Source organism: Paramagnetospirillum magnetotacticum MS-1 (assembly GCF_000829825.1).
Classification (GTDB): Bacteria; Pseudomonadota; Alphaproteobacteria; order Rhodospirillales; family Magnetospirillaceae; genus Phaeospirillum; species Phaeospirillum magnetotacticum.
In genome coordinates, this window is record NZ_JXSL01000027.1 from 168,151 (window position 1) to 194,691 (window position 26,541).

Annotated in this window: 26 protein-coding genes; 8 read left to right on the plus strand and 18 right to left on the minus strand. The window is 64.0% G+C overall.

Annotated elements, in window-relative coordinates; genetic code table 11:
* Positions 1-101: 101 nt before the first annotated feature.
* Positions 102-3,209, plus strand: coding sequence for a DUF3971 domain-containing protein (locus CCC_RS09470; RefSeq protein WP_236686364.1), 3,108 nt, complete (start codon positions 102-104; stop codon positions 3,207-3,209).
* A 57-nt stretch (positions 3,210-3,266) separates the two neighbouring features.
* Here the strand turns inward: CCC_RS09470 and CCC_RS09475 are convergent, their stop codons facing one another.
* Together CCC_RS09475 and CCC_RS09480 are read right to left on the minus strand one after the other, a co-directional pair.
* Complete coding sequence (locus CCC_RS09475) at positions 3,267-3,848, minus strand: DUF1013 domain-containing protein (protein ID WP_041041021.1); 582 nt, start codon at positions 3,846-3,848, stop codon at positions 3,267-3,269.
* Positions 3,849-4,015: 167 nt separating this feature from the next.
* On the minus strand, positions 4,016-5,008 hold the full coding sequence (locus tag CCC_RS09480) for an NAD(P)H-quinone oxidoreductase (RefSeq protein WP_009868757.1): 993 nt from the start codon (positions 5,006-5,008) through the stop codon (positions 4,016-4,018).
* Positions 5,009-5,083: 75 nt separating this feature from the next.
* Here CCC_RS09480 and CCC_RS09485 point away from each other — a divergent pair, with 75 nt between their 5' ends.
* Genes CCC_RS09485 through CCC_RS09500 form a run of 4 tightly spaced genes read left to right on the plus strand, consistent with a single transcriptional unit; the run spans position 5,084 to position 7,162 of the window.
* Positions 5,084-5,266 (plus strand): DUF1192 domain-containing protein, encoded by a 183-nt coding sequence (locus tag CCC_RS09485; protein ID WP_009868758.1) that lies wholly within the window; start codon positions 5,084-5,086, stop codon positions 5,264-5,266.
* 59 nt (positions 5,267-5,325) lie between these two features.
* A complete protein-coding gene (locus tag CCC_RS09490; RefSeq protein ID WP_009868759.1) occupies positions 5,326-6,108 on the plus strand; it encodes a 3-hydroxybutyrate dehydrogenase in 783 nt (260 codons plus the stop codon).
* Positions 6,105-6,548, plus strand: a complete 444-nt coding sequence (locus tag CCC_RS09495) for an acyl-CoA thioesterase (protein ID WP_009868760.1) — start codon at positions 6,105-6,107, stop codon at positions 6,546-6,548. The genes CCC_RS09490 and CCC_RS09495 overlap by 4 nt, the downstream gene beginning before the upstream one ends.
* Complete coding sequence (locus CCC_RS09500) at positions 6,545-7,162, plus strand: acyltransferase (protein ID WP_009868761.1); 618 nt, start codon at positions 6,545-6,547, stop codon at positions 7,160-7,162. Before CCC_RS09495 ends, CCC_RS09500 begins: the two co-directional genes overlap by 4 nt.
* Before the next feature lie 143 nt (positions 7,163-7,305).
* On the opposite strand, the gene CCC_RS09505 is transcribed toward CCC_RS09500, so the two are convergent.
* From CCC_RS09505 to fdhD, 9 genes are all read right to left on the minus strand, one after another.
* Positions 7,306-8,286 carry a formate dehydrogenase subunit gamma gene (locus tag CCC_RS09505; RefSeq protein WP_009868762.1) on the minus strand — a complete coding sequence of 327 codons (981 nt, stop codon included), beginning with the start codon at positions 8,284-8,286 and terminating at the stop codon, positions 7,306-7,308.
* 13 nt (positions 8,287-8,299) lie between these two features.
* Complete coding sequence (locus CCC_RS09510; protein ID WP_009868763.1) at positions 8,300-8,554, minus strand: hypothetical protein; 255 nt, start codon at positions 8,552-8,554, stop codon at positions 8,300-8,302.
* A gap of 4 nt (positions 8,555-8,558) precedes the next feature.
* Positions 8,559-9,149 carry a formate dehydrogenase FDH3 subunit beta gene (fdh3B, locus tag CCC_RS09515; protein ID WP_009868764.1) on the minus strand — a complete coding sequence of 197 codons (591 nt, stop codon included), beginning with the start codon at positions 9,147-9,149 and terminating at the stop codon, positions 8,559-8,561.
* 12 nt (positions 9,150-9,161) lie between these two features.
* Positions 9,162-12,047: a formate dehydrogenase subunit alpha gene (locus tag CCC_RS09520; protein ID WP_009868765.1), complete on the minus strand. Its 2,886-nt coding sequence runs from the start codon at positions 12,045-12,047 to the stop codon at positions 9,162-9,164.
* 17 nt (positions 12,048-12,064) lie between these two features.
* Positions 12,065-12,268 (minus strand): hypothetical protein, encoded by a 204-nt coding sequence (locus CCC_RS09525; protein ID WP_236686348.1) that lies wholly within the window; start codon positions 12,266-12,268, stop codon positions 12,065-12,067.
* A gap of 11 nt (positions 12,269-12,279) precedes the next feature.
* A complete protein-coding gene (locus tag CCC_RS09530; protein WP_041041026.1) occupies positions 12,280-12,885 on the minus strand; it encodes a TorD/DmsD family molecular chaperone in 606 nt (201 codons plus the stop codon).
* Between the two features lie 244 nt (positions 12,886-13,129).
* Positions 13,130-13,534 (minus strand): DUF3306 domain-containing protein, encoded by a 405-nt coding sequence (locus tag CCC_RS09535; protein WP_041041028.1) that lies wholly within the window; start codon positions 13,532-13,534, stop codon positions 13,130-13,132.
* Entirely contained in the window at positions 13,531-14,676 is a 1,146-nt protein-coding gene (gene mobA, locus CCC_RS09540) for a molybdenum cofactor guanylyltransferase MobA (protein WP_236686349.1), read from the minus strand. The genes CCC_RS09535 and mobA overlap by 4 nt, the downstream gene beginning before the upstream one ends.
* Positions 14,666-15,547, minus strand: coding sequence for a formate dehydrogenase accessory sulfurtransferase FdhD (gene fdhD, locus CCC_RS09545; protein ID WP_041041030.1), 882 nt, complete (start codon positions 15,545-15,547; stop codon positions 14,666-14,668). Before fdhD ends, mobA begins: the two co-directional genes overlap by 11 nt.
* 70 nt (positions 15,548-15,617) lie before the next feature.
* On the opposite strand from fdhD, the gene CCC_RS09550 reads away from it, so the two are divergent.
* Positions 15,618-17,636: a 4Fe-4S binding protein gene (locus CCC_RS09550; RefSeq protein ID WP_236686350.1), complete on the plus strand. Its 2,019-nt coding sequence runs from the start codon at positions 15,618-15,620 to the stop codon at positions 17,634-17,636.
* Positions 17,637-17,655: 19 nt separating this feature from the next.
* On the opposite strand, the gene CCC_RS09555 is transcribed toward CCC_RS09550, so the two are convergent.
* From CCC_RS09555 to hybE, 3 genes are read right to left on the minus strand one after another with little or no spacing between them, the layout of a single operon-like run.
* On the minus strand, positions 17,656-18,138 hold the full coding sequence (locus CCC_RS09555) for a cupin domain-containing protein (protein ID WP_009868773.1): 483 nt from the start codon (positions 18,136-18,138) through the stop codon (positions 17,656-17,658).
* A complete protein-coding gene (locus tag CCC_RS09560; RefSeq protein ID WP_009868774.1) occupies positions 18,135-18,911 on the minus strand; it encodes a formylglycine-generating enzyme family protein in 777 nt (258 codons plus the stop codon). The genes CCC_RS09555 and CCC_RS09560 overlap by 4 nt, the downstream gene beginning before the upstream one ends.
* Positions 18,908-19,381 carry a [NiFe]-hydrogenase assembly chaperone HybE gene (gene hybE, locus CCC_RS09565; RefSeq protein ID WP_009868775.1) on the minus strand — a complete coding sequence of 158 codons (474 nt, stop codon included), beginning with the start codon at positions 19,379-19,381 and terminating at the stop codon, positions 18,908-18,910. Before hybE ends, CCC_RS09560 begins: the two co-directional genes overlap by 4 nt.
* A 151-nt stretch (positions 19,382-19,532) precedes the next feature.
* Between hybE and CCC_RS09570 the strand changes: the two genes are divergently transcribed.
* On the plus strand, positions 19,533-20,546 hold the full coding sequence (locus tag CCC_RS09570; protein WP_009868776.1) for a class 1 fructose-bisphosphatase: 1,014 nt from the start codon (positions 19,533-19,535) through the stop codon (positions 20,544-20,546).
* 56 nt (positions 20,547-20,602) lie between these two features.
* On the opposite strand, the gene CCC_RS09575 is transcribed toward CCC_RS09570, so the two are convergent.
* Entirely contained in the window at positions 20,603-22,282 is a 1,680-nt protein-coding gene (locus CCC_RS09575; protein ID WP_041041034.1) for a methyl-accepting chemotaxis protein, read from the minus strand.
* A gap of 253 nt (positions 22,283-22,535) precedes the next feature.
* Here CCC_RS09575 and CCC_RS09580 point away from each other — a divergent pair, with 253 nt between their 5' ends.
* Complete coding sequence (locus CCC_RS09580; protein ID WP_009868778.1) at positions 22,536-23,708, plus strand: PP2C family protein-serine/threonine phosphatase; 1,173 nt, start codon at positions 22,536-22,538, stop codon at positions 23,706-23,708.
* Here CCC_RS09580 and CCC_RS09585 read toward each other — a convergent pair.
* From CCC_RS09585 to CCC_RS09595, 3 genes are read right to left on the minus strand one after another with little or no spacing between them, the layout of a single operon-like run.
* Positions 23,693-24,427 carry an ATP-binding protein gene (locus tag CCC_RS09585; RefSeq protein ID WP_041041036.1) on the minus strand — a complete coding sequence of 245 codons (735 nt, stop codon included), beginning with the start codon at positions 24,425-24,427 and terminating at the stop codon, positions 23,693-23,695. The genes CCC_RS09580 and CCC_RS09585 overlap by 16 nt on opposite strands.
* Positions 24,424-24,729, minus strand: coding sequence for an STAS domain-containing protein (locus CCC_RS09590; protein ID WP_009868780.1), 306 nt, complete (start codon positions 24,727-24,729; stop codon positions 24,424-24,426). Before CCC_RS09590 ends, CCC_RS09585 begins: the two co-directional genes overlap by 4 nt.
* Before the next feature lie 19 nt (positions 24,730-24,748).
* Positions 24,749-26,437: a methyl-accepting chemotaxis protein gene (locus CCC_RS09595; protein ID WP_041041038.1), complete on the minus strand. Its 1,689-nt coding sequence runs from the start codon at positions 26,435-26,437 to the stop codon at positions 24,749-24,751.
* Positions 26,438-26,541 lie beyond the last annotated feature (104 nt).

Here is a 26,541-nt window from a genome sequence, read left to right on the forward strand (position 1 = left end):
CACTGCGGAATACGGGATCAGGGGTCAAGCAGGCATGGAGATGGTGGCGAGTGGTTCACGGCACCGTTAGGAGTCTGTTTCAGCTTCTCGGGGCCATCCTGGTGGGGTTGTTGATTGCAATCCCCCTGGCGGCGTGGAGATTGTCCCACGGCCCTATTTCGCTCGAATTTCTGACCCCCTATATCGAGGAAGCGCTGACCGCGCGGGACGGATCGCTGATGGTCCGTCTTGACACCACCGTGCTGCAGCGCGGTGACGACGAGCGCATGCTGGAAATCCATGTCAGTAATGTGCGGGCCTATATGGCCGGTAACGACATCCCGGTGGTTTCCGTGCCCGATATGGCTCTGTCCTTGAGCGGGCGGGCGTTGCTCCGGGGTGTTATCGCGCCCAATTCCATCCGCCTCAACCGGCCTAGCCTGTCCCTGGTCCGCGATGTGTCGGGTCATTTCCAGTTCGGCCTGCCCGAGGGCGGCGGCGACGATGCCGGGGTGGTGATCGCCCAGGTCAAAGACGCCCTACTGGGCGAACCCGATCCGTCCAAGCCGGGGCGGGTGCTGCAATCCTTCAGTATCCGGGGCGCCGATCTGAAGATCGAGGATCGGGCTCTGGGCACCAACTGGCATGCGCCGGGTGCCGATCTGGCGGTGCGCCGCGTTCCATCAGGTATTCAGGCCAGGGGTAAAATACCCCTGGATCTGGCGGGCGAGGTGGGCGAGGTCGTGCTGGAGGCGGCATATGCCAAGGCCGATGGCTCTGCCGAAGCGGAACTTCGCTTGCGTGGCATCCGACCGGCGGTTCTGGCCCGCTTTGGCGGTCCGGCGGTGCATCTGGGCGTGGTCGACATGCCCCTGGCGGGTAGTGTGCGGGCACGGCTGAATGGCGCCGGACTACTCGAAAGCCTGGCCTTCGATCTTTCGGGAGGCAATGGGCGACTCGACCTGCCCGCGCCGTTCAATACCGTCCATCAGGTGGCCGGAGCCTCGTTGCGCGGCGAGCTGAGCAAGGCCATGACCCGGCTGGATCTGACCGAGGTCAGGCTGGATCTGAACGGTCCCACCTTCGCCCTGGCTGCGGTGGTGGATGGGCTGGGCGGCGAGACCAGCGTCAAGGCCGAGGGCTCGCTCCGTGATGTGCCCGTGGATCAGGTTGGCGAGCTTTGGCCCAACGGCCTTGCCCAGAATGCCCGCGACTGGGTGGTTCCCAACATGTCCAAGGGCATGGTGCGCGAGGCTTCCATCCAGCTTTCCGCCCATTCGCTTTCGGGCCGTTTCGACGATGTGGTGATCGATCATTTGGGCGGCGAGGTCCGCCCCGAAGGCGTCACGGTGGATTATCTCCATCCCATGCCCGTGGCGCGCAATACGGTCGGAGTCTGTACTTTCGATGCCACGTCGTTCCGTATTGCCCTGACCGGGGGCGAGGTCTATGGGCTGCGCCTGAAGGAAGGCACCATCATCTTCACCGGACTGGACAAGGATGACCAGTTCGCCGATATCGAACTGGTCATCGCCGGTCCCGCCACCGATGCCTTGAAGCTCATCGACAATCCGCCATTGCGCTATGCCCAGGCCCTGGGGATCGAGCCCGCCAAGGTCAGCGGCGATGCCCTGGCCAAGCTGCGCCTCAAATTCCCGCTGCTGAAATCCCTGCGGCTGGACGATGTGGGCATCAAGGCCAATGCCACCGTCAAGAAGGTGGTTATTCCCAAGGTGATGATGGGTCTGGACCTGTCGGACGGCACCTTGGAACTGGACGTGGACGCCAAGGGGCTGGACGCCACCGGTCCGGTGGTTCTGGCAGGCATCCCCGGTCATCTTGCTTGGCGCGAGAATTTTTCCAAGGGACAGCCCTTCCGCTCACGCTATTTCCTCAAAGCCCCCGAGGTCGGGGAGGATCAGCGCAAGCTGCTGGGCCTGGACGGCGTGCCCTTCGTGGCGCCCTTTACCTCCGGACCCGTGGGCGCCGAGGTGACCGCCACCTTCTCCGACGGCGGCAAGGCCGAGATCGATTCCAAGGTCGATTTGGGGCCCGCCGCCATGGCTTTGCCTGGCCTGGGATGGACCAAGCCCGCGGGCAAGCCCGGCACGGCCGAAGTGCTGGTGAAGCTTGACCGCGAGCTCGTCTCCTCGGTGCCGCGCTTCGCGGTCAAGGCGGGGGACCTGGACGTGTCCGGTTCCGTGGCCTTCAGCCCCGAGGGCAAAGCGCGCAAGGTGGAATTTTCCCGAGCCCGCTATCTTCGCACCGATGGCGAAGGCTCCATCACCATCCGCCCCGACAATGCGGGCCTGGATATCGTCTTCAAGGGAGCCAGCTTCGACGCCGAGCCGGTCCTTGTCCGTGACGAGGACGCCAAGGCGGGCAAGAAAAAGGACGATGCCGACAAGCCGCCGCCCATGACGGTCAACGCCACCGCCAAGTCCATGTGGATGTCGGAGAAAGGGTCTCTGGCCAATGCGACCGCCAACCTGATCCGGGATACCCATGATTGGCAGAACGTCCAAATCAAGGGCGGCCTGGGCGGCGGCAAGAGCTTTGCCGCAATGGTCCAGCCGGGCGGGTCCAAGCGCCGCAACTTCTCGGTCACCTCCGACGATGCCGGGGCGGTGATGCGGGTCTTCGACATCTATGGCGACCTGATGGGCGGCGAATTGTCGGTCGAGGGCTTCATCGACGATTCGCGCAAGGAGCAGCCCTATAACGGCACCATCAAGGTCAGCGATTATCATGTGCGCAATGCGCCCGTGCTGGCCCGCCTGCTGACCGTGGCGGCCCTGGCCGGAATTCTCGACGTGCTGCAGGGCGAAGGCGTCAGCTTCTCCTCGCTTGAGGCTCCTTTCACCATGACCGAGGGACTGGTGGAGGTGCGCGACGTGCGCGCCTGGGGCCCGGCGCTAGGCATCACCGCCAAGGGCCAGATCGATCTCGACAAGTCGCGCATGGCCATGGAAGGCACGGTGGTGCCCGCCTATGCCCTGAATTCGGTTCTGGGCAACATTCCCCTGCTGGGTTGGCTGATCACCGGCGGCCAGAAGGGGGGCGGTATCATCGCCTTCAACTACTCCATGAAAGGTCCGACCGACGACCCCTCGGTGACCGTCAACCCGCTTTCGGCTCTGACCCCCGGCTTCCTGCGCAATCTGTTCAACATCTTCGACGACGGCAGCGAGACCAACGCCAGGAAGCCCGCCGCCAAGGATCCCAAATAGCAAAACGCCCGCCGGTGACCGGCGGGCGTTTCATCACGTGCCACGCGGTGGGAGGGCTCACTCCTCGGCGGCGGCATCCTCGTGAGTGGCAGGCTCGGCATCATCGAGGATCACCGAGCGCGAACGGCCCGACAAAGCCACGACCTTTTCCAGTTCAGCCTCGGTGCACATGCCAAGCGTCACCGGATTGCGCGGCTTGATGTTGGTGGCGTTCCAATGGGTCTTGTCGCGCACCGACTGGATGGTCGGCTTGGTGGTGCCGACCAGCTTAGAGATGGCGGCGTCCGAAAGCTCCGGATGATGCTTGATGATCCAGGCGATGGCGTCGGGACGGTCCTGACGCTTGGACACGGGCGTGTAGCGCGCGCCCTTGGGCTTGGCGCGCGGCTGGGGAATATCGGTGATGGTCAGCTTCAGGCGGCCGTCGGGATTGGCCTCGCAGCGCTCGATCTCGGCACGGGTTACCTGTCCGTTGGCCATGGGGTCCAGACCGACGATGCCAGCGGCCACTTCGCCGTCGGCGATGGCCTGGACCTCGAGCGGATGCAGGCCGCAGAAATCTGCAATCTGCTCGAAGGAGAGAGCGGTGTTCTCGACCAGCCAAACGGCGGTCGCCTTGGGCATGAGCGGCAGAGCCATGAAACCTCCTGACGCGGTGTCGTTCCCCTCCGTCCGCCCTGGACGGGGCGGGAACGATCCCCCGCAACGCTTTTTCCGAAATACCCGCGAGACCGCATGGGGTCAGATCGCGGATGGCAACACTCCGGCGAGTGCGAGGGTAGTTATAGGTGCGAATGCGGCATTGGTCAAACCTGCAGCACGATCTTGCCCATATGGGCGTTGCTTTCCATCAGGGCATGGGCCTTGGCGGCCTCGGCCAGAGGGAAAACGGCGTGGATCAAAGGCGCAATGGCCCCCTTATCCAAAAGCGGCCAGATGGTCTCGGCCAGACCCCGGGCCATGCGGGCCTTGGCGTCGTTGGATTGGGGACGCAGCGTCGATCCGGTCAGGGTCAGGCGTTTGAGCATCACGGGCATCATGTTCAGCTCGGCGCTGCTGCCCCTTAAGAAAGCGATGGAGACCAGACGGCCATCGGCGGCCAGGCTCTTGATATTGCGGGCCATATAGTCGCCGCCCACCATGTCGAGGATGACGTCGATCCCCTTGCCCTTGGTCTCGGCCCGGATCACCTCGACGAAGTCGGCAGTGGAATAATCGATGGCCATATCGGCGCCGAGTTCGCGGCAGGCCGTGCATTTCGCTTCGCCATTGGCGGTGGCGAAGACGGTGGCGCCCAAGGCTTTGGCCAGTTGAATGGCGGTGGTGCCGATACCGCCCGCGCCGCCATGGACCAAAAAGCGATCGCCTGACTTCAACTGACCGCGCTCGACCACATTGTGCCAGACGGTGAAGAAGGTCTCGGGCAGGGCGGCGGCACGGATCATGTCATAGCCCTTAGGAATGGGCAGGCAGTGACGCGCATCGACGGTGCAGTACTGGGCATAGCCGCCGCCGGGGGCCAGGGCGCAGACCTCGGCCCCCAGAGCGGGGGAGGTGACGCCTTCGCCCAGGGCGACGATGGTGCCTGCCACTTCCAGGCCGGGCAGGTCTGAGGCTCCGGGCGGGGCTGGATAGGCCCCGGCGCGCTGCAGCACGTCGGGACGGTTGATGCCCGCCGCGGCCACCTTGATCAGCACCTCGCCCGGTTTGGGCTGGGGCAATGGCCGGGTGATGGGGACCAGTACCTCAGGACCGCCGGGGGTGGAAATTTCGACGCAGGTCATGGTCTCGGGCAGCATCCGTCGGGCCTCGCATTGTGGGTGTGGCGCCCAATCTGGTACGTTCTCTCAACCGTGGCAAGAGAGGATCGCCCCATGGATGCCGATGATCTGGAACCGCGCAAGAAACCTCAGGCTTTGAAGAACCTGGACCCCATGTCCATCGAGGAACTGAAGGACTATATCGCCGATCTGGAAGGCGAAATCCTCCGCGCCCGGGAGGCCATCACCCGTAAACAGGCGGTCAAGGCGGGGGCGGAGGCGTTTTTCAAACGGTAAATCGGTACTTGTTTACCGCTTTGCGGCTTGATAAGACAAATAAGACGGGAGGAAGCGGCATGTTGAACGGAAAGCGGGCCCTGGTCACCGGGTCCACCAGCGGTATCGGCCTCGGCATCGCCCGCGCCCTGGCGGCTAAAGGGGCTTCGGTGATGCTCAACGGGTTCGGCGACGCGGCCGAGATCGAGGCTCTGCGCGCCGGTCTCGCCAAGGAATTCGGCGTCACCGTGCTTTACAACGGTGCCGATCTTTCCAAATCCGATGGGGCAGGCGATCTGGTCCGTGACGCCGAGGCTCGCTTGGGCGGCGTGGACATTCTGGTCAACAATGCCGGGATCCAGCATGTCTCGAAGGTGGAGGATTTTCCGCTGGAGCGCTGGGATGCGGTGATCGCCATCAACCTGACCTCAGTGTTCCAGGCCATCCGGGCCGCCATGCCCGGCATGAAGGCGCGCGGTTGGGGCCGGATCATCAATGTGGCCTCGGCCCATGGTTTGGTGGCCTCGGTGGATAAATCGGCCTATGTGGCCTCCAAGCATGGCGTGCTGGGCCTGACCAAGGTGGTCGGCCTGGAAACCGCTGAATTGGACATCACCTGCAACGCCATCTGCCCTGGTTGGGTTCTGACGCCCCTGGTGCAAAAGCAGATCGATGCCCGCGCCGCCGCCCAGGGCGTTTCGGTGGAGCAGGCCGGCCGCGACCTGTTGTCGGAAAAGCAGCCCTCCAAGAAATTCACCACCCCGGAGCAGTTGGGCGATCTGGCGGTGTTCTTGTGCTCTGGCGCCGCCGCCAACATGACCGGCACCAGCCTGACCATGGATGGAGGCTGGACGGCGCAATGAGCCATAAGAAGGAGCCGTCGCGCCAGGCCCATTATCCCTTCCGGCTGGAGATCCAGACCCGATGGTCGGACAACGACATGTTCGGCCACCTCAATAACGTGGTCTATCAGCGCTTTTTTGAACACATCGTGGTCAAGTTCCTGACCGGTCCCTGCGATCTGGATTTGATGAGCGCGCCGGTCATCACCTTTGCCGCCGAATCGTCGTGCCGCTTTCTCAAGCCCTTGTCCTATCCCACTCCGGTGGTCGCGGGCATCTGCATCGATCATCTGGGCCGCACCAGCGCCCGCTACGGTCTGGCCCTGTTCGAGGCGGGATGCGACGAGGCCGCCGCCGAGGGGCATTGGATTCACGTCTTCGTCGATCGGGCCAGCCAGCGCCCGGTTCCCATTCCCGACGCGGTGCGTGCCGTGCTCGAAGCCCATCGGAGGATATCATGACCGGCCTTTGCTATGCGTTCGAGGGAATGGTGCCGGTGGTCGATCCCACCTCTTATGTCCATCCCACCGCCGTTCTGATCGGTGACGTGCGCATCGGCCCCGGCTGCTTCATCGGGCCGGGCGCATCGCTTCGCGCCGATTTTTCCAGCGTGATCATCGGCGCGGGCGTCAATATCCAGGACAACTGCATTTTGCACGGCACGCCCGGCTTCCACACCGTGGTCGAGGATTACGGCCATATCGGCCATGCCGCCGTGGTGCATGGCTGCCGCATCCGCCGCAACGCCCTGGTGGGCATGGCGTCGTCCATCTATGACGGGGCTGAGGTGGGCGAGGAAGCCATCATCGCCGCCATGGCCTTCGTGCCCGCCGGGTTCAAGATTCCGCCCCGTACCCTGGTGGCCGGTCTGCCCGCCAAGGTGCTGCGCGAGTTGTCCGACGAAGAAGTGGCGCGCAAGACCCGCGGTACCGAGGCCTATCAGCAACTGGCCCAACGGGCGCTGAAGTCCATGGTGCCGTGCGAGCCGTTGAGTGCGCCCGAGCCGGGCCGCGCCCAGTTGAACCCCAGTGCGCTGTGGCCCGACGATCTGACGCGGCATAAGCCCAAGGGGTAGAAATTCCGGGGCCTTCTGCCCCGCACCCCGACCGGGAGGCATGCCTCCCGGACCCTCTCTTTGGTTTTTTTAACAAGCTGGTGGTCTGGAGGCTGTGCCTCCAGGCGGGTTTGGGCGGCAGCCCAATTGCCGAAGCGATCAGGCTACTCCGCCGCTTTCGGTTCGCCCTTTTCCACTTCCTCGACCCAGACGGCATGGTGCTCGCGCGCCCATTCCCGGTCCACATAGCCGGTGGTGACGGCGGTGGAGGCGCCCTCCATGCCGATGGTGCCGATATAGATATGGCCCAGGATGAACAGGATCATCACCACAGCCAGGGCAGCGTGGATCAGATGCATGACCTGCATGGCGTGCAGGTCGGCCAGGGTGAAGGGGAACAGCAGGTTCAGCCCCGTGGACGACACCAGGGCGCCCACCACGATGACCATCCAGAACTGGGTCTTCTGGCCGAAATTGAACTTGGCGGCGGGGGGATGGACGCCTTTCTTCAAGAGGCCGCCGCCACCCTTGATCCAGCCCCAGTCATAGCGATCCCACAGATTGTCCCTGGCCCAGAGATAGAAGATCACCACCAGCCCGGCCATGAAGACGAAGCCGGAAATGTTGTGCAGCCATTTACCCGCCCAGCTTAACCAGGAGAACAGGGTCTTGCCGATGATGGGTTCGATGATCCAGCGGCCGAACAGCAGGTTCAGGCCCGTGGCGCCCAGCACCAGGAAGGACCCGGCGGTCAGCCAATGTCCGATGCGTTCGATCTTGGTGAAGCGCAGGATGGTCTGCCCCGAGGGGCCTCCCTCCATCATGATCTTGCCGCGAATGAAGTAGAAGGCGGTGATGGCGAGCGTGACGCCGATCAGCAGCCAGCCCGCATAGACCGCCAGCTTGCCGTTGCGCACATTGCGCCAGGTTTCGCCCTCGGACTGGATCAGCACGCCGCGCGTGGCGGGCTGTCCTCCGATATAGCCAGCCTCGCCCTGGCGGATGGCGCGCCAGGAATCGGGGCTGGTGACGCGGTCCGACTGGGCGGCGGTGGGGATGTCGCCGTCAGAACTGGCGGCCCATGCCGGTTCGGTCACGCCGAGCCCCAGGACGATAGCCAGGATGGCGAGGATGGTTCGGCTCATGCTCTGCCTCCCCTTAAAACCGTTGTCCGGCGATGCGGCCCGCAGGCGCCGCCTCTCCGGAGGGAATGGGGCCGTCGGTGGCCAGCCGGGCGATGCCGTCGTTCTGACTGGCGATACGCTGCCGCAGGGCCTCGCGGGTCATGGGCGATATCTCGGTGTCCTTGGGTCCCGCATAGGTTCCCTTGTCCAGCTTGACCTGCCGCCCCATTTCCTCGCCCTTGCAGCCTGCCAGGGCGAGGATGACGAGTAGCGCTGCGAGCGGCTTCATGGCCTTAGCCTTTCTTGCCGTAGGCCTGGCCCCAGCCCGACGCACCCGAGCCGAATCCACGCGCCATGACGCGTTCGCGGTAGATGGTCGACACCATGTCGCCGTCACCGGCCAGCAGGGCCTTGGTCGAGCACATCTCGGCGCAGAGCGGCAGCTTGCCCTCGGCGATGCGGTTGCGGCCGTACTTTTCCAGCTCCGCCTTGGAATTGTCGGCCTCGGGGCCTCCGGCGCAGAAGGTGCACTTGTCCATCTTGCCGCGACCGCCGAAATTGCCGGTGGACGGGTATTGCGGCGCGCCGAAGGGGCAGGCGTAGAAGCAATAACCGCAGCCGATGCACAGATCCTTGTTGTGCAGCACGATGCCGTCACTGGTCTGATAGAAGCAATCCACCGGGCAGACCGCCATGCAGGGCGCGTCCGAACAGTGCATGCAAGCGACCGAGAGGGATTTCTGCCCTGGCTTGCCGTCGTTGAGCGTCACCACGCGGCGGCGGTTGATGCCCCAGGGGACTTCGTGTTCGTTCTTACAGGCGGTGACGCAGCCGCTGCAGTGGATGCAGCGTTCGCCGTCGCAGAGGAATTTCATGCGGGCCATGGTGTTTCCTCCTTACGCCTGGAACTTCTCGATGCGGCACAGGGTGACTTTCGTCTCCTGCATGCCTGTCACCGAGTCATAGCCATAGGTCTGCGCGGTGTTGGTGCTTTCGCCCAAGACGATGGGTGATGCCCCTTCGGGATATTTGCTTCGAAGATCCTTGCCCTGGAACCAGCCGCCGAAGTGGAAGGGCATGAAGGCCACGCCGCGTCCCACCCGTTCGGTGATACGGGCCTTGACCTTGACCTTGCCGCCCTCGGGGCCGAACACCCAGACATAATCACCGGCGCGCACGCCCGCGTTATTGGCGTCGAAGGGATTGACCTCGACGAACATGTCGGGCTGCAACTCGGCCAGCCAGGGATTGGAACGGGTCTCGTCGCCGCCGCCCTCGTATTCCACCAATCGGCCGGAGGTGAGGATGATGGGGAACTCCTTGGACACGTCCTTGTCCTGAATGGTTTTGTACAAGAAGGGCAGGCGCATCATCTTCTTGTCGGCGTGAGTGGGATACTTCTCCACCAGATCGCGGCGCGGCGTGTAGAGCGGTTCGCGGTGCAAGGGCACCGGGTCGGGGAAGTTCCATACCACGGCGCGGGCCTTGCCGTTGCCGAAGGGAGCCGCGCCGTGCATGACGGCGACGCGCTGAATACCGCCCGATAGATCGATGGTCCAGGCCACGTCGTCGGCCTTCTCGCCGCCGATCTTCTGGATGACGGCCAGTTCGTCGGCGGTCAGGTCCTTATCCCAGCCCAGCTTCTTCAGCATGCCATAGGTGAAGCCCGGATGGCCCGCAGGCAGTTCCGAACCCTCGGGCCAGGAATCGGTGGCCAGCAGGCTCTCGCCCTTGTATTCGGGGAAGAGGGCGCGGAAGTTCAGCCCGCCGTCCTTCACCGGCTTGGACGGATCATAGAGGTTGGGGGTGCCGGGATGCTTCATCTCGGCATTGCCCCAGCACGGCCAGGGAAGGCCGTAATAATCACCGTCGCAAGGCCCGCCCACGGCCTTGAGGGTGGTCTTGTCGAAGGTCTGCTGGTTGGCCATGTGGGCCTTGAGCCGTTCCGGGCTTTGGCCGGTATAGGCGATGGTCCAGGCGCCCCGGTTGATCTCGCGCAGGATATCCTCGGCCTGGGGCTTATCGCCCTCGACCTTGATGTTTTTGCAAAGCTCGGCGGCAAAGCCGAACTTCTTGGCGAACAGGTACATGATCTCCTGGTCGGCCTTGCACTCGAACATGGGCTTGATGACCTGCTCGGACCATTGGATCGAGCGGTTGGACGCGGTGCGCGAGCCGTCCACCTCGAACTGGGTGGCGGCGGGCAGCAGATAGACCCCGTCGGTGCGGTCGTGAAGGACGGCGGACACCGTGGGATAGGGATCGATGATCACCAGGGTGTCCAGCTTCTCCATGGCCTTCTTCAGCTCGGGCTGGCGGGTTTGGGAGTTGGGGGCGTGGCCCCAATAGACCATGGCCTTGATGGGCTCGGGCTGGGCGATGTTTTCCTTGGCCTCGTTGACGCCGTCATACCAACGCGAGACGGGAATGCCGGGCGCTTCCATCAATTCGGGGGTCTTGAACCGGCCCTTGATGTAGTCGTAATCCAGGCCCCAGACCCGTGCCCAGTGCTTCCAGGCAGGCGCCGCCAAGCCGTAATAGGCGGGGAGCGTGGTGACGTCGAGCCCCATATCGGTGGCGCCCTGGACGTTGTCGTGACCACGGAAGATGTTGGTGCCGCCGCCCGCCACGCCCACATTGCCGAGAGCCAGTTGCAGGTTGCAATAGGCCCGCACATTGGCGTTGCCCACCGTGTGCTGGGTGCCGCCCATGCACCACACCACGGTGCCGGGTTTGTGGGTGGCCAGAATCTGGGCGACGCGCTTTAGCTGGGCACCGGGCACGCCGGTGACGCGCTCGGTCTCTTCCGGAGTCCATTTGGCGACCTCGGCACGCACCTGATCCATGCCCCAGACGCGCTTCCTGATGAATTCCTTGTCTTCCCAGCCGTTCTCGAAGATGTGCCACATGATGCCCCAGATCAGCGGCACGTCGGTGCCGGGGCGCAGACGCACATATTCATCGGCATGGGCGGCGGTACGGGTGAAGCGGGGATCGCAGACGATCAGCGGCGCCTTGTTCTGCTCCTTGGCTTTCAGGATGTGGAGCATGGCGACGGGATGGGCCTCGGCGGCGTTGGAGCCGATGAAGAACATCGCCTTGGAATTATGGATGTCGTTATAGGAATTGGTCATGGCGCCGTAGCCCCAGGTCTGGGCGACGCCGGCGACGGTGGTGGAGTGGCAGATACGGGCCTGATGGTCGATATTGTTGGTGCCCCACAGCGCCGCGAATTTGCGCATGAGATAGGCCTGCTCGTTGGAGAATTTGGCCGAGCCCAGCCAGTAGACCGAATCGGGGCCCGCCGTCTCACGGATCTTCAGCAGGCGGTCGCCGACCTCTGTGATGGCCTGTTCCCAGCTGATTCGCTTGTACTTTCCGCCTTCCAGCTTCATGGGATATTTCAGGCGGCGGTCGCCATGGGCATGCTCGCGCACGGCCGCGCCTTTGGCGCAATGGCTGCCCAAATTGATGGGGCTGTCGAAGGCTGGCTCCTGGCCGATCCAGACGCCGTTGGAGACCTCGGCATTGACGGTACAGCCCACGGAACAGTGGGTACAGATGGCCTTCTTGACTTCGGCCTTGGGGTCGGAAGCCGCGGGCACCGCCTCGGCCTTGCGCACCGTCCCGGCCCCGATTCCGCCCAGCAGGGCGGCGCCACCGGCGGTGAGGCCCGAGCGGCGCAAAAAGGCGCGGCGGTCCATGGAGCCACCCGACACCGAGGCGAGGGTTTGCGACAGGGCGGATTTGCGGGCTTCGCCGTCACGCTTCTTGATCAGCATGATTCTCTCCCTCGATCTCAGAACCCGGCCGCTTCGTAGGCGCGCCGCACATGGTCGGTTTCCTGGTAGCCCGCACCCGTATTGGCGCGCTCGCTCGAGGCCGCATCGGCCTTGGTGGCGGCAACTCCCACGGCCGCGGCCCCGGCGGCTCCGGCGGACAGGGCGGCACCGCGCAGCAGGTCGCGCCGGCTGACGGTTTTGGATTCGGGGCTTTGGGTCATCGCACTCTCCATCAGTCCACCATGGCAAAAGCCTGGGTTTCGATCTCCAGGAACACACGGCCCATTTCCGCCACGCTGCGGTAGAAGCGGGCGGAGGGCGCCTTCTCCAGATCGGCCAGGAAACGGGGCATCCAGCTTCCCAAATGGGTCTGGAAGAAAATCTTCTGCTGGGTCAGGTCCAGCTTTTCGTTGAAAAGGCCGGTGACAAGGCCCTGCATCATCTCGCAAAGGGATGCGGCATGATCCTCGGGTTCGGACACGCCCGGCGAGGGTTCGATCCCTAGGCGGGCCATGTCGTCGCGCAGATCGGCCAAGGGCTTTTCATGCAGGAAACCGGTCAGGTACCACGAACCGTAGGGCATGATCTCACCACCGGTCACGCCTACGAACAAGGTGGCGAACTCATCGGCGATGGTGTCGGAATCAGCGGCGGCGGCGGCTTGGGACAGATGGCCCAGCACGGTGCCGAGCGGCGTGGAATCGCCTTCCATGGCGGCCAGACGGCGCAACAAATCCTCCGGCGGCGGGGCAACCATCAAGACCGCCAGCAAGCCATAAAATCGCGCGCGTAGGAAATCGTCCTCGGCAATGCCTTGGAGTGCCGTCACTGCCCTCATCTTTCCTCCCGTGGTCTCGGTCTTAGCGCCGAAACCTTGAGCCACCTCCCGTGGCTGCCAGTAGATCATCCGAAAACTGGTGCTACCAGTCAAGGAGATCGGGAGAAGAAAGCTGTAATTCCATAGGGGAGTGGGCAAAATTGATTGCTGCAATACAGCATATAGCGGGCTTGTTTATTGTGGTATTTGTTTGCTGTATTAATATATGCAAAAATTACGGACTCATCGTAAAAAACACATATCGCTAGGGCTTCTGGCTCGGTGAGGGCGTCTCGGTCTTGGCTTGCTCCTCAGCCTCGGCCGCCAGTTCGGCGGCATCCAAAACGCCTTTGCCGATTCGCCAAGCTGTTTTCACCACCTCGGCAACGGGCGAGGTGTAGTCGCCCATGTGAAGATCCATGATTTCCGGCGCCATCAAGGCGGGATCGCTGGCCCAGAGTTTTTGCAACGCGGCCTGCTTCAATTCCTGCGGCACGCCAGCCTTGAGGAAGGCGGTGTAGTCGGAATCCTTATTCAGGGATTCCACTGGCGGCAATTCAGGGGGCGGGGGCTCTGGCGCAACGTTTTTCACAGGCTCCGGCGGCGGAGCTTCGGTCTTGGCGTCCAGTTTGCGCCGCGACCAACGCGACAGGAAGGGTTCGTCGCTCATGACCGCCCCTTGCCCCCGAAGACCTTGCCGGAATCCAGCGTGTCGCGCTTGCGCTTACGCATGGGTTCGTCGGGCGGGTGGCAAGCGCAAAAACTCATGGCCCAGTCGAATAGGGCGCGCGGCAAGTGGACCCCGTCCACCATGTCCTCACCGCTCTCGCTCATGGCCTGGGCTTCATCGGGGGCCAGGGTGGCCATCACAACCTTGACCGGCTGGTCGGCCTCACCGGTTTGGCGCAGAACCACATAGAGGCGCGGCTCCAGCCCCGCCAGATTGTAACGGTAAGAGGCGAGGTCCGAACGGTGCAGGACCACCGTCACCCCGGTGGCAAGATAGTGCTCGAAGCTATCGCCCCGGTTAAGCATGGTCCAGGGCGCACCTTGCGGGGCTAGCGCCAGGGCTTCCAGCGGTCGCCACGAATCCTTGACCCATTGGGTGGCGCCATCGCGGCGCTCGATCAATACGGCGACAGATACTTCGGCGGTCATCGGCGGCTCGGCGGGCAGAGAGCCGTTCAGGATCATGGAAAGCCGCATCACGTCTTCGGGCGTGTTGACGTTGAAGAATGGGTCGTGGGGTGTGGTTGGCCACGGCACATGGGCGACCTTGTAACGCGCGGTCCAGGCATCGATCTTGCGCATGTCTTCTTCGACCACGGCGCGGCGCAGATCGGCGGCGAGGCGAAGCGGCCACAGGGCGAAGACTGGATGGGCCTGATCGCCGCTCTGGGCCACAACGATATCGGCGCCTTGGTCCAGGGCGGCTTTATGCAGGCGCTCCACCAGATCGGCGGGGAACAGCGGGGTGTCGGCGGCGCAGCTGACCATCCATTCCACCCCCATTGTGTGATCCCTGAACCATTCCAGCCCGGTGAGTACGCCCACCAGCGGCCCGCCGAATCCACCCAGCACATCGGGCGCCACGGGCAGCGTGGTCTCGGCGAAGCGGGCAGGGTCGCCATTGGCGTTGAGCACTATAGGGCCCACCTGGGGCGACAGGCGCTCGATCACCCGCTCCAGCAGGGTTTGGCCTTCCACGGTGATCAGCGGTTTGTCGCCGCCGCCCATGCGGCGCGACAGGCCACCCGCCAGGATTACTCCGGCGATATTGGACGATGGCGGCGGCACCATCTCACTCATCATCGCGGCTCCCCTTGCGCGACAGATGCCCCGGCTCGTCGGCGGCCTGGCTGGGGTCGGCGTCGAAGACGATACGTTCCGTCCCAGCCAGGGCGATGAAGCGCTTGCCCTTGGCCCGGCCGATCAGGGTCAGGCCAGCCTTGCGCGCCAGTTCCACCCCCCAGGCGGTAAAGCCCGATCGCGACAGCAGCACAGGGATTCCCATCTGCACCGTCTTGATCACCATCTCGCTGGTCAGCCGTCCAGTGGTGTAGAGACTTTTGCCTTTGGTGGACAGGCCGTGGCGGAACATATAGCCCGCGATCTTATCCATGGCGTTGTGGCGGCCGACATCTTCCATATAGATCAGCGGCCGGTCCTCCTCGCACAGCACGCAGCCATGAATGGCGCCGGTCTTGAGATAAAGCGACGGCATGGTGTTGATGGCCTTTTGCAGGCCGTAAAGCCAGGACGTGCGAAAGCGCTCGTCGGTGGGCAGGCTGACGGTTTCGAACTTTTCCATGACGTCGCCGAATACCGTGCCCATGGCGCAGCCCGAGGTCTGGATCTTCTTCTTCAGCTTTTCCTCGTAATCGGTCTGGCGCGTGGTGCGCACCACCACCGTCTCGATCTCCTCGTCGTAATCGACGGCTTTGATCTCGTCATCGGCGCGCAGCATGTTCTGGTTCAAGAGATAGCCCAGCGCCAGATAATCCGGATAATCGCCGATGGTCATGGCGGTGACGATCTCGCGGCCATTGAGGAAAATGGTCAGCGGCCGCTCATTGATGATGTCGGCGGGCACCTCGGAACCGGTGTGATCGATGCCCGAAACGGTCTGGTAAAGCCGCGTGTCGTCGGGGTTGGGGCGCACCAGCATGTCTTCTGTCTTCATTATCGTCCTCCCGCTCTTTACAGTATGCGGCCCCGCCCCGACCTACAATGGGGCGGCAATGAAATAAGGAATGACGGGAATGAAGGTCGGCGGCAGGCGGGTGATGATGTGTTCGTGCGAGGGAACCATCCCCCTCGAGCCTGATGCCCTGGCCAAGGCCTTGGGCACCGAGCCGCCCGGACAGGTCTATTTCCAGCTCTGCCGCGCTCAGGTGGATGCCTTCCGCCAGGCGGCGGCCTCGGGGGAAAAGCTTGTGGTCTGTTGCGGCCAAGAAGCGCCGCTGTTCGCCGAACTGGCGCGTGGTCAAGAGGTGGACGGGCCGGTCTTCGTCGATATCCGCGACCGGGCGGGCTGGTCATCCGAGGCTGGGCGCGCCACACCCAAGATGGCCGCCCTGATTGCCGAGGCGGTCCTTGAGCCCGAACCGACGCCCAGCGTGACCCTTGCCAGCGAAGGCTCCATCCTTGTGATGGGACGGGGGCAGGAGGTGTTGGAGGTGGCGCGGAGGCTGGGGGCGGAGCGGGCGGTGACCTGCCTGCTGCTGCCCGGCCATGATGCCGATCTGGTGCCGCCTGCGGTGCGGGCCCTGGGTCTGTTCCGGGGCAGGCCGCTGCGCGCCTCGGGCCATCTGGGCGCCTTCAAGATCAGCGTCGCCGATCTGGCCGGAGCTTCGCCGTCGGCACGCGGCGCGCTCGCCTTCGAGCCTGGGGTTGGCGAACGTGAACTTGGCGCCGATATCATCCTCGACCTAACGTCCGAGCCCGCCTTGCTGGCGCCGCGCGACGGCTGGTTCAAGGTCGATCCTCGCGATGCCCTGGCTTTGGCGCGGGCGCTGTCCGAGATGGCCTCGTTGGTGGGCGAGTTCGAAAAGCCCCGCTGGATCAAGGTGGATGCGGCGCTGTGCGCCCATTCCCGCAATGGTCAGGTGGCCTGTACCCGCTGCTTCGACGCCTGCCCCTCGGGTGCGCTTTCGCCCCTGGGCGATGCGGCGTCGGTGGATGCCCATGTCTGCGGTGGGCATGGGGCCTGCGCCTCAGTCTGTCCCACGGGAGCCATCCGCTTCGACGTTCCCGCTGGCAACGGCCTCTTCACCCGGCTGGGCGTGCTGCTGGAAACCTATCGCGCGGCGGGCGGCAATTCCCCCGCTCTCTTGATTCACGAGGAGGCGGGGGCCGAGGCCCTGGCGGCCTTGGCCCGGTTCGGCGCAGGACTGCCCGCCCATGTGATTCCTGTGCAGGTGGCCGCCGTCGCCGGTCTGGGGCCGGATTTCCTGCTGGCCGCCCTGGCCAAGGGGGCCGGCGAGGTGGTGGCTTTGGCCGATCCTGCTAAGCGCAAAGATCTCGATGGAGCCCGTGCCGCGGTCGGTCTTTCCAACCGGGTGGCCGAGGCGCTGGGCTGGACGGCGCGCGCCCGGCTGGAAGCTGAAAGCGATCCATCCGTTATCGCCCGGCTGATCGCCGCTTCGGCCCCCAAGCCCGTGGACCCGCCCGCCGAATTCCTGGTGATGGGCGGCAAGCGTCAGACCTTAGGGCTGGCCCTTGCCCATCTGCACCGCCACGCCCCCAGCCCGGTGGATGTCCTGGCCCTGGAAGCGGGCGATCCGTTCGGAACCATTCTCGTCGATCAGGCCAAGTGCACCTTGTGCATGGCCTGCATCTCCGCCTGTCCGGCCAAAGCGTTGTCGGGTCATCCCGACAAGCCGTCCCTGGGCATCCTGGAGGCCAATTGCGTCCAGTGCGGATTATGCCGCGTCACCTGCCCGGAAAAGGCGGTGACTCTTGTGCCGCGTCTGGCCTTCGGCCCCAATGCCCGCGTCCGGCAGGTGTTGAAGGAAGAAGAGCCCTATGAGTGCATCCGCTGCGGCAAGCCCTTTGCCTCCAAATCGGTGATCGAACGCATGACCGAGCGCATGAGCGGGCATTCCATGTTCCAGGGCACGGGCAGGCTGGACCTCATCAAGATGTGCGAGGATTGCCGCGTGGTCGCCCAGTACCAGTTGGAGGAGGGCGTGCGGCCCCTGGCGGGCGCCGCCCCGCCGGTTACCAAGACCACCGAGGACTATATTCGGGAGCGGGACGGCAAGGGGTGAGGAGGGACGTCCTGGCGCTTCAATAGGGCGTGCCATCCTTGTGCAGCATGCGCCATTTGCCGTCCGCCCCCATTTCGGCGCGCAGGTCGTCGTCGGGATAGGTGGCGGCGTCGCCTGGGCTGCGGTCGCCGATTTCCAGATAGACCACATCAGCATCGCTGGTGTTGATCAGGCAGTGGGCGTCGCCGGTGGCGGCCTTGAAGCCTGCGCACATGCCCGGCGCCAACAGGGTCTCGCCCGCATCGGTGAGCAGGGTAGGGGCGCCTTCCAGGATATAGATGAACTCGTCCTGGCGGGCATGGGAATGGCGCAACGCCGACCAGGCACCGGGCGCCAGTCGCGTCTGGTTGACGCCGAAATTGGCAAGTCCGAACAGATCACCCAGCGGGCGCTTCAGGCGGCCTTCCACACGTCCGGCCAGGGCGGCGGGATAGATGGATTTGACGCTGCGCGGCGGCGCTTCGGCGGCGACCACGGCGATGGGCTTTTTGGTCTCGTTCATCTTTCCTCCTTTCCTTCCGGCAACTCGCACAGCAGCCGGATGCCGATATTGTAGCTCCACACCGTGGCGTCGTTCTTGGCTCGCGCCGAGGCACGCGACATGGCGGAGAAATAGTACCAAGAGCCCCCTTTGATCACCTTGTCGCGGCAGGTGGACTCATTGGTGGCGGCCAGTTTGGAATGGTCAGGCGTCCAGCAATCCGCCGTCCACTCCCAAACATTGCCGTTCATCTCATGTAGGCCCCAGGGGCTGGGCGGGAAGCTTCTGACCGGCTTGGAACCGTAAGGCGTCTCCTTGCCCATGCAATCGCGGCAATTGATCCGGCCCCGGCCCACATCCTCGCCCCACCAATAGCCGGAAGACGTTCCGGCGCGGGCGGCGAATTCCCACTCGGCCTCGGTGGGCAGACGGCAGACGAGGCCGCTTTGGGTTCCCACCCAGGCGGCATAGGCCTTGGCGTCGTCCCAGGTGATGTTGATCACCGGGCGTTTGCCCTTGCCCCATTCGTGATCGTCCTGGCCGCCCCGGCAGGCATGGGCGGCGACGCAAGCGTTCCACTCGTCGAAGGTTATCTCGGTGGCCGACAGGGCGAAGGGCCGCGAGATGGTGACCGGAACGGCAGGCTTCTCATTGGCGAACTTGGACATGTCATCGCCCATCACGGCCCGGCCAGCCGGTATGCTCACCATGGGGGGGCATTGCGGACAGGGCTGCCACTCCCCGGCGGCGGCGGGGAGGCTGAGGAAAAGCAGGAGGGCGGCGATACCTTTCATGGCCCCTTGTTGACGCCCCAGCCGAAGCCGCAGCCGGTCTCGGGCTCCTCGCCCGGTTCCTGGAAATAGGGGCCGACGGCGGCCCAGGCGGTGGTGGATGCGCTGGCGTGATCGGGGAACTGGCCCATGGGCGAGTGGATGGAGTGGGAGAGGTAATAGCCCACTTCCTCGACCTCGCCGACCACGAAGACCACCTGGCCCTTGGGCAGGTCGATGCGCCGCCGCGAGCCGGGCTCGACGCCCGCCAGGTTCTCGGTGTCAGGACCGGGCAGCAGCATGAAGTTCATGAACCACGGCGTCACCAAGATACCCGCCAGCCAGCCCTGCCACTGGCGAAAGCCCACGGCTTCCACCTGAAGGGCGGGATTGTAGAGGCCGAGATCCTTCATGCGTTCCTCGCCGATGCGCGTGAACACGGTGACCAATTCACGGATGCGGGTCTGGTCGGCGGGGCTCAAAGGATCGGCCATGGGTGACTCCTGAAATGATGAGGCGGGATCGTAGCCCACCCGGGCGGAGGGGTCAAAGTCCCACCTTCACGTTGCATTCCTGTGTCAGGATCGGGTAACACTTCGCCCAGCCAATGACGGGAAAATCCGCCGAGCTTGAGAGAGGGACGACATGCCGTATAAGAGGATCACGCTGACCCACTTCCTGTTGCAGGAACAGCGCCGCCTGGGCGGGTCGGGTTCGTTCACCGCCCTGATGACCGACATCATCTTCGCCTGCAAGATGATCTCTCATGAGGTCAATCGCGGTGCGCTGGCCGGTAATCTGGGCGTTGCCGGGTCGGAGAACGTCCAGGGCGAGGAGCAGAAGAAGCTCGACGTTCTGGCCAACGATATCTTCCTGCACATGAACGCGCTGGGCGGGTCCTATGCGGGCATGGCCTCGGAAGAGCTGGAAGACGTGCATGCGGTCCACGGCGCCGCCGACGGCAAGTATCTGCTGCTGTTCGATCCCCTGGACGGATCGTCCAACATCGACGTCAACATCTCGGTGGGCTCTATCTTCTCGATCCTGAAGCTGCCCGAGGGAGCCGATGCCGGGTCCAAGGATGCCTTCCTGCAGCCCGGCGTCAAGCAGGTGGCCGCCGGTTATGCCCTTTACGGCTCCTCGACCATGATGGTGCTGACCACCGGCAATGGGGTCAACGGCTTCACGCTCGACAACAATGTGGGCATGTTCCTGCTGACCCATCCCAATATGACCATTCCCGCCGATACCAAGGAATTCGCCATCAACGCGTCGCGCGAGCGGTTCTGGGAGCCGCCGGTGAAGCGCTATATCGATGAATGCCGCCAGGGCAAGGAAGGCCCGCGGGGCAAGGACTTCAACATGCGCTGGGTGGCCTCCATGGTGGCCGAGGTGCATCGCATCCTGTGCCGCGGCGGCGTATTCCTCTATCCGGCCGATACCGAGAACATGAAGAAGGGCGGCAAGCTGCGCCTGATGTATGAAGCCAATCCCATGGCCTTCATCGTCGAGCAGGCGGGCGGTGCCGCCACCACTGGCCGTGGCCGCATGATGGAGGTTCAGCCCACCGGACTGCATCAGCGCGTCCCCGTCATCCTGGGCTCGAAGACCGAGGTGGAGCGCATCGGCGCCTACCACACCGAATACGACGCAAAGTAGCCTTGATCGGATGAAGGCCGGACGCGGCGAAGGTGCCGCGTCCGGTTTTTTTATGCCTAGCCCTGCCGCATATTGCCGAGGAAGCCACCGACTTCCGAACGCAGGTGACCGGCTTCCTCCACCAATTCGTCGGCAGCCTCGAACATGCCCGCCGCCATTTGGCCGGTGGCGATGGCGGCCTTGGACACATCGGCGATGTTGCGCGTGATCTCGGCATTGCCCGAGGACGCCTCCTGCACCGACCGCACGATCTCGTCCGTGGCGGCGCTTTGCTCCTCTACCGCCGCGGCGATGGAGGACACCACCTCGTTCACCCGGTCGATGGTGACGCCCACATTGCGGATGGTGTTCACCGCCTCGGCCGAGATGGATTGAATGCCTGCGATCTGCTGGGCGATCTCGTCGGTGGCCCTTGCCGTTTGGTTGGCCAGGGTCTTGACCTCGCTGGCCACCACGGCGAACCCCTTTCCGGCCTCACCGGCGCGGGCGGCCTCGATGGTGGCGTTCAAGGCCAGAAGATTGGTTTGACCAGCGATGTCGTTAATCAGCTGCACCACCTCGCCGATGCGCTTTGCCGCTTCGGCCAGCCCATCCATGGTGCTGTTGGCGGTGTGGATGCCGCTGACCGCTTCCGAGGTGATGGTGGCGGTTTCGGAGACCCGGCGGCTGATTTCCTGGACCGATGATCCCAGTTGCTCGGCGGCGCTGGCCACGGTGGCCACATTGGCGGCCGAGTGTTCGGCGGCGCCCGCCACGGCCGATCCCTGCGCGCTGGTCTGTTCGGCGGTGGATTGCAGGGAACTGGACAGGGTGTGGACCCGTTCGATGGAGGCGGAGACGGTCCCCATGATCTTTTCCATGGCCCCGTTGAAATCGGCGATCAAGCGGTCGCGCCGCGCCAACAGATCCGTTTGCTGTTCGCGCTGGCGCCGCTGCTGCGATTCCAGTTCCGCCGCCCGCTTCATGCCGTCGCGGAACACCGCCACCGCACGGGCCATTTCGCCCACCTCGTCCCGCCCGGTCTGGGACGGGATTTCCACATCGGTGCTGCCCTCGGCCAGACGGCCCATCACGCCGGTCAACTGGGTAACCGGGCGGGCGGTCAGCCGCGCCATGCCCATGGTCACGACCGCGCCCAGGGCCAGGAACACGGCCAGGACCAGGAAGTACTGGGTCCGGGTGGCGCCAGCGGCGGTCTTGGCCTCGCGGTAATCCTGGTCGGCGGCGGCGGCGGCCTTGCCGGTCATCTCGCGCAGCTTGGCCCGGATTCCATCATATTCCAGCTCGGTGGCGCCCATCATGGCCAAAGCCGTGACATGGTCGCTTCGGTACATGTCGAGTACATCGCCCGCCGCTAGGACGTAGTCCCGAATCTGTTTGGTGGCGGCCGCGTCGGATTTCAGGGTTTCCAGCAGAATCTTGGATTTTTCGCCCAGCGTCTTGAGGTCGGCGCGGACCTGGGTGTCCAGGGTATCGATCCGCTCCTTTTCCTCGCGCGCCGCCTGCCAGCCCAGAAGGCGGTAGATGTTTGATTCGATGGTGGCCGCCATCCCGTCCAACTCGGCGGCGGTACGGCTGTTGGCGAAGGAAACGGTGACCATGTCTTCCATGGACCGCTCCTGCTTTTCCATGGCGGCATGGAAAACGCCGCCCAGCACCATGATGCAGACAACCAAAAGGAGTGGGGCGATAAAGAATTTTACGGTGATGCGGGCGTCAGCGATACGGGCGAACACGGATTTCTCCCAACAGGTAATGGCGATAGCCGGACCCAGGATGGTGCCAGCCCTACCGATTACTGCTTGCTGCCCTAAATGAACGCATATTTATTTTCTATTGGCGCGTTCTGACGCAATGATATTGCCTATCCGTTCATCTTTCCGTCAAGCCATTGTTGCGGGCCATGGTCGGTTTACCCGCCGGAAACAATGATCTTCACTGGCGAATTTTCCAGGCGCGGCTATCCTGCCTTTCTGAGGGAGAGCGCCGTTGGACAATCTTGAGGATCTGAGCATCGATCTGGCCGGGGCCAGGGTTCTGGTTGTCGAGGACAACGAGTTCAACCGCGTCTTTGCCTGCGCCGTGCTGGAGAGCATGGGCCTTGCCAATGTGGAATGCGCGCGCAACGGCCGCGAAGGCCTGGACAAGGTGGAGTCCTTCAGGCCCGACATCGTCTTGCTCGATCTGATGATGCCGGTGATGAACGGCGAGGAGTTCCTGCTGACCCTGCGGGCGGATTCCCGTTACCACGCCTTGCCGGTTCTGGTGCTTTCGGCGGTGGTGGATCAGGCGACCCGCAACGCCCTGTTCGCGGCGGGCGCCAACGACTATATCGGCAAGCCCATTGATCGTCTGGAACTGGTGGCCAGGGTCGAGGTTCATCTGCGCAGTCACTTGGCCCTGGCGGATTTGCGCCGGTACAGGAACCGGCTGGCGCTGGATTTACGCACGGCCAGAGGGATGCAGAACGCTTTGCTTCCCACGCCCGAACAGATGAGCGCGGCCCGCCAGAATTATGGCCTGTCCATCAGCGCGGTCTTCAAGCCGTCCTCGGAGCTTGGCGGGGATCTGTGGGGGCTTGTGCCGGTCGATGAGAACCGTCTGGCGCTTTATGCCGTGGACTTTTCCGGCCACGGCATCGCCGCATCCATCAATACCTTCCGGCTGCATCTGATGCTGGAGGATATGGATGCCCAAATGGGATTTCCCGAAGCCGTGCTGGAGAAGGTGAACGTCACCTTGAAGCAACTGCTGCCGCGCGGCCAGTTCGCCACCATGACACTGGTGGTGATCGACTCCCAGGCGCGTACTCTGTCCCTGGTCAATGCCGGGGGGCCGGCCCCCGTTCTGGCGGAGCCAGGCCGCGAACCGCGTCTGGTCGGGGCCGGTGGTCTGCCGTTGGGAATCAGCCTCAAGGCCCATTACGAGCCCATCGTGATGGCGTTCCCGCCGGGAAGCCAGCTTTCGCTCTACAGCGACGCGCTGATCGACGCCCTTGATCCGACGGGTGAGCCGCTGGGCGGCGAATGGGTTGCCAAGATTGTCCGCGACGTCATGACCGATGACCCCGCCGAGACGGCGGGACGGGTGATGGATGCCTTTGCATCCCGATCACCCGGCGACTGCGTCGACGACGTGACCTGGGTTCAGGTGGCGGGCTGAGACGGCGGAAGGCCGAACCGCATGGTGATGCGCCGCCCCCGGTCGGTGAAGATCACCCTCTGGCAAAGGGCCCGGATCTGGCCGATACCCCGGCCGGAACAGGCTTTCGCCTCGACCGGAAGGGAGGTGGCGGGGGGCCGGAAGCCGCGTCCGCGATCTTCGACCCGCACCACCAGATAGGCTTGGTTCCAGTCCAGGGCAATGGTGACCGGGCGGTGCCCGAAGCGGGGGTCGCCCAGGCGGCGCTGCATGGTCTGGGTGAAGAGGGAAAGCCCTTCGCGGCTGCCACGCAGGCGGCCGTCCAGGCACAGATTGCCGTGCATCACGGCATTGCTGACCGCCTCCTGCAAGACGATGCGCAGATCCATTTCGATACTGCGTGCCCGTGGCAGACGCTCAATCAGGGCCGCGACCACCACATTGACCACGTCATGGGCGACCATGGTCGTGGTGGCGGCGCGGACCAGCAGACGGGCGGGAAGCCGGTCCAGACCCTGGTCGGGCGAAGCCGCGCCGAGGTCGATGGCCCAGGCGGCGGGGGGGCAGAGGATGTCGCCGAGATCTGCCGTGCCTGCTCCATCGAACAGGACGAGGCAATGACCATTCTCATCGGCGTGCAGCGGCAGCAAACCAGAGGCGGCAAGACGTCCGAAACGACCGAGACCCCGTTTGCCGGAGGTCCGGTTGATGATTGTGGGAGATGGCGGGACCCGGCTCACCTGAACTCGAAAAGCGTCTTGAAGGCCGCGCGCTCGAGTGCCGACGCCACGGGGCCGTTGGCTCTAAGAACCGATACCTTGATGTTCCGGCTCTGCGACGCATCATAGATATGAACGAACAGGCTCATCCCGGTGGAATCGATGAAGTTCAATTCCCCCAGATCAATCTCCAGCTTGGTCAGGGATTTGATGGATTCCAACTCGGTCAGGATCTTGGGGAATTGGGGGGCTTCCGCGAAAGTCAGGGAGCCGCTGAGATCAAGCTGTGCAGCGGTTCCGGCGGTTTTCAACGCATATTTCATGTGGGGTTCTCTCGATATCTTAGGATGCCCGGATACTGGTCAGGAAGGTGTCCACCCGATCGCGAAGAGTGTTGGCGCGCTCCGCCACATCCTTGGCCGTCCCGAATACCTCGTCGGCGACATGTTCGGTTTGTTCGGCGGCCTGGTTGACACCGAGAATATTCGAACTGACCTCGGCTGTCGCCTGGGCAACCTGTTGCACATTCTCGGCGATCTCTCCGGTGGCCTGATCCTGCTGGTGGACCGCTTCGGCGATCGCCGAAGACGTCTCCCGGATGCGTTCGATCACCGCGGAAATGGAGCCGATGGCCGTTACCGCATCGCCGGTGACCTTCTGGACGGTACTGATCTGGGTGGCGATCTCGTCCGTGGCCCGGGCCGTCTGGTTGGCCAGGGTCTTGACCTCATTGGCCACGACGGCGAAGCCTTTTCCCGCTTCGCCAGCTCTGGCGGCCTCGATGGTGGCGTTCAAGGCCAGCAGATTGGTCTGAGACGCGATATCGTTGATCAGGGCCACCACGGCGCCGATCTTGTCTACGGCCTCGGCCAGACTGTTGATCAGGGCGGTGGTGCGGCTGGCCTCGGCCGAGGCGTCGCCAGCCACGCTCACCGAGAGGCTGACCCTTTGGCTGATATCCTCGCCAGAGATGGCCAATTGCTCGGCCGATCCCGCCGCCGTGCGCATGTTGACGGCGGTTTCCTCGATGGCCGAGGCCACGGCCGTAGCCTGGGACGAAGCGCCCTGGGCGGTGTCAGACAGCACCCGCGAGGTGGTTTCCAACTGTTCGGCGGTATTGGCCATGCCCTTGAGGGCTTCGGTCACTTCCTCGTTGAATTCCTTCAGCAGATTGTCGACGACGCGGGCACGCTTGTCCTTGGTCCACTCGGCCTGACGCTGCTCTTCGGACAGTTGCTCGGCGCGGATCAGCCCTTCCTTGAAGATCTCGACGGTTCGCGCCATGTCGCCGACCTCGTCCTTGCGGGTCAGGGCCGGGACATCCATGTGGAATTCCTTGCGCGACAATTCGGCCATGACTGAGGAAAGATTGACCAGGGGACGGGTGATGCGCCGCGCCACCAGGAAGGACAGCGCGATGACCAGGGCGGTCAGTGCCAAGACGCCGCTGCCGAAATACAAGGCGCTGGACCAGAAGGCGGCATCCACGTCGTCTAAATAGACGCCGGTTCCCACTACCCAGCCCCAACCAGAGTTGAGCTTGACATAGGAAACCTTGCGGACCGGCTTGGGCGATCCGGGCTTGGGCCAGTCATAGTAATGAAAATCAGCCCCCTTGGCCTTCACCAGTTCGTTCATGCGCACGAACAGGGGCTGGCCGCTGGCATCCTTCATTTCATCGACGGCGGTGCCGTCCAGTTCAGGCTTGATGGGGTGCATGACCATGCGCCCCGACAGGTCGTGAATCCAGAAATAGTCGCTGCTGCCGTAGCGCAGCGCCGCGATGTCGCGGCGGGCGGCCGCCTTGGCCTCGGCCTCGGGCAGGCGGCCCGCCTTGGCCTCGGCCTCGTAGGAGGCGATGACGCCAGCGGCGCTGTCTACCAGGTCCTTGACCTTGGCCTTGCGCCCGGAAAGCACCTCGGTGTCGAGCATGTTGAGGGCGCCGACGAAGATCAGGCACATGCCGAGAAAGGCCGCCGCCACGATCAATGCGATCTTTGTCCCGATTCGCCTGTCATCAAGCCATGTCATGACTGCCCCCGCGCCGATTCTATGTGTTTTGTTGCAGTGCAAATAAATCGCAACCAACACCGCATGTCAAACATCCGAAGGGGGGAAGTGGTGGAGAAAGCCGG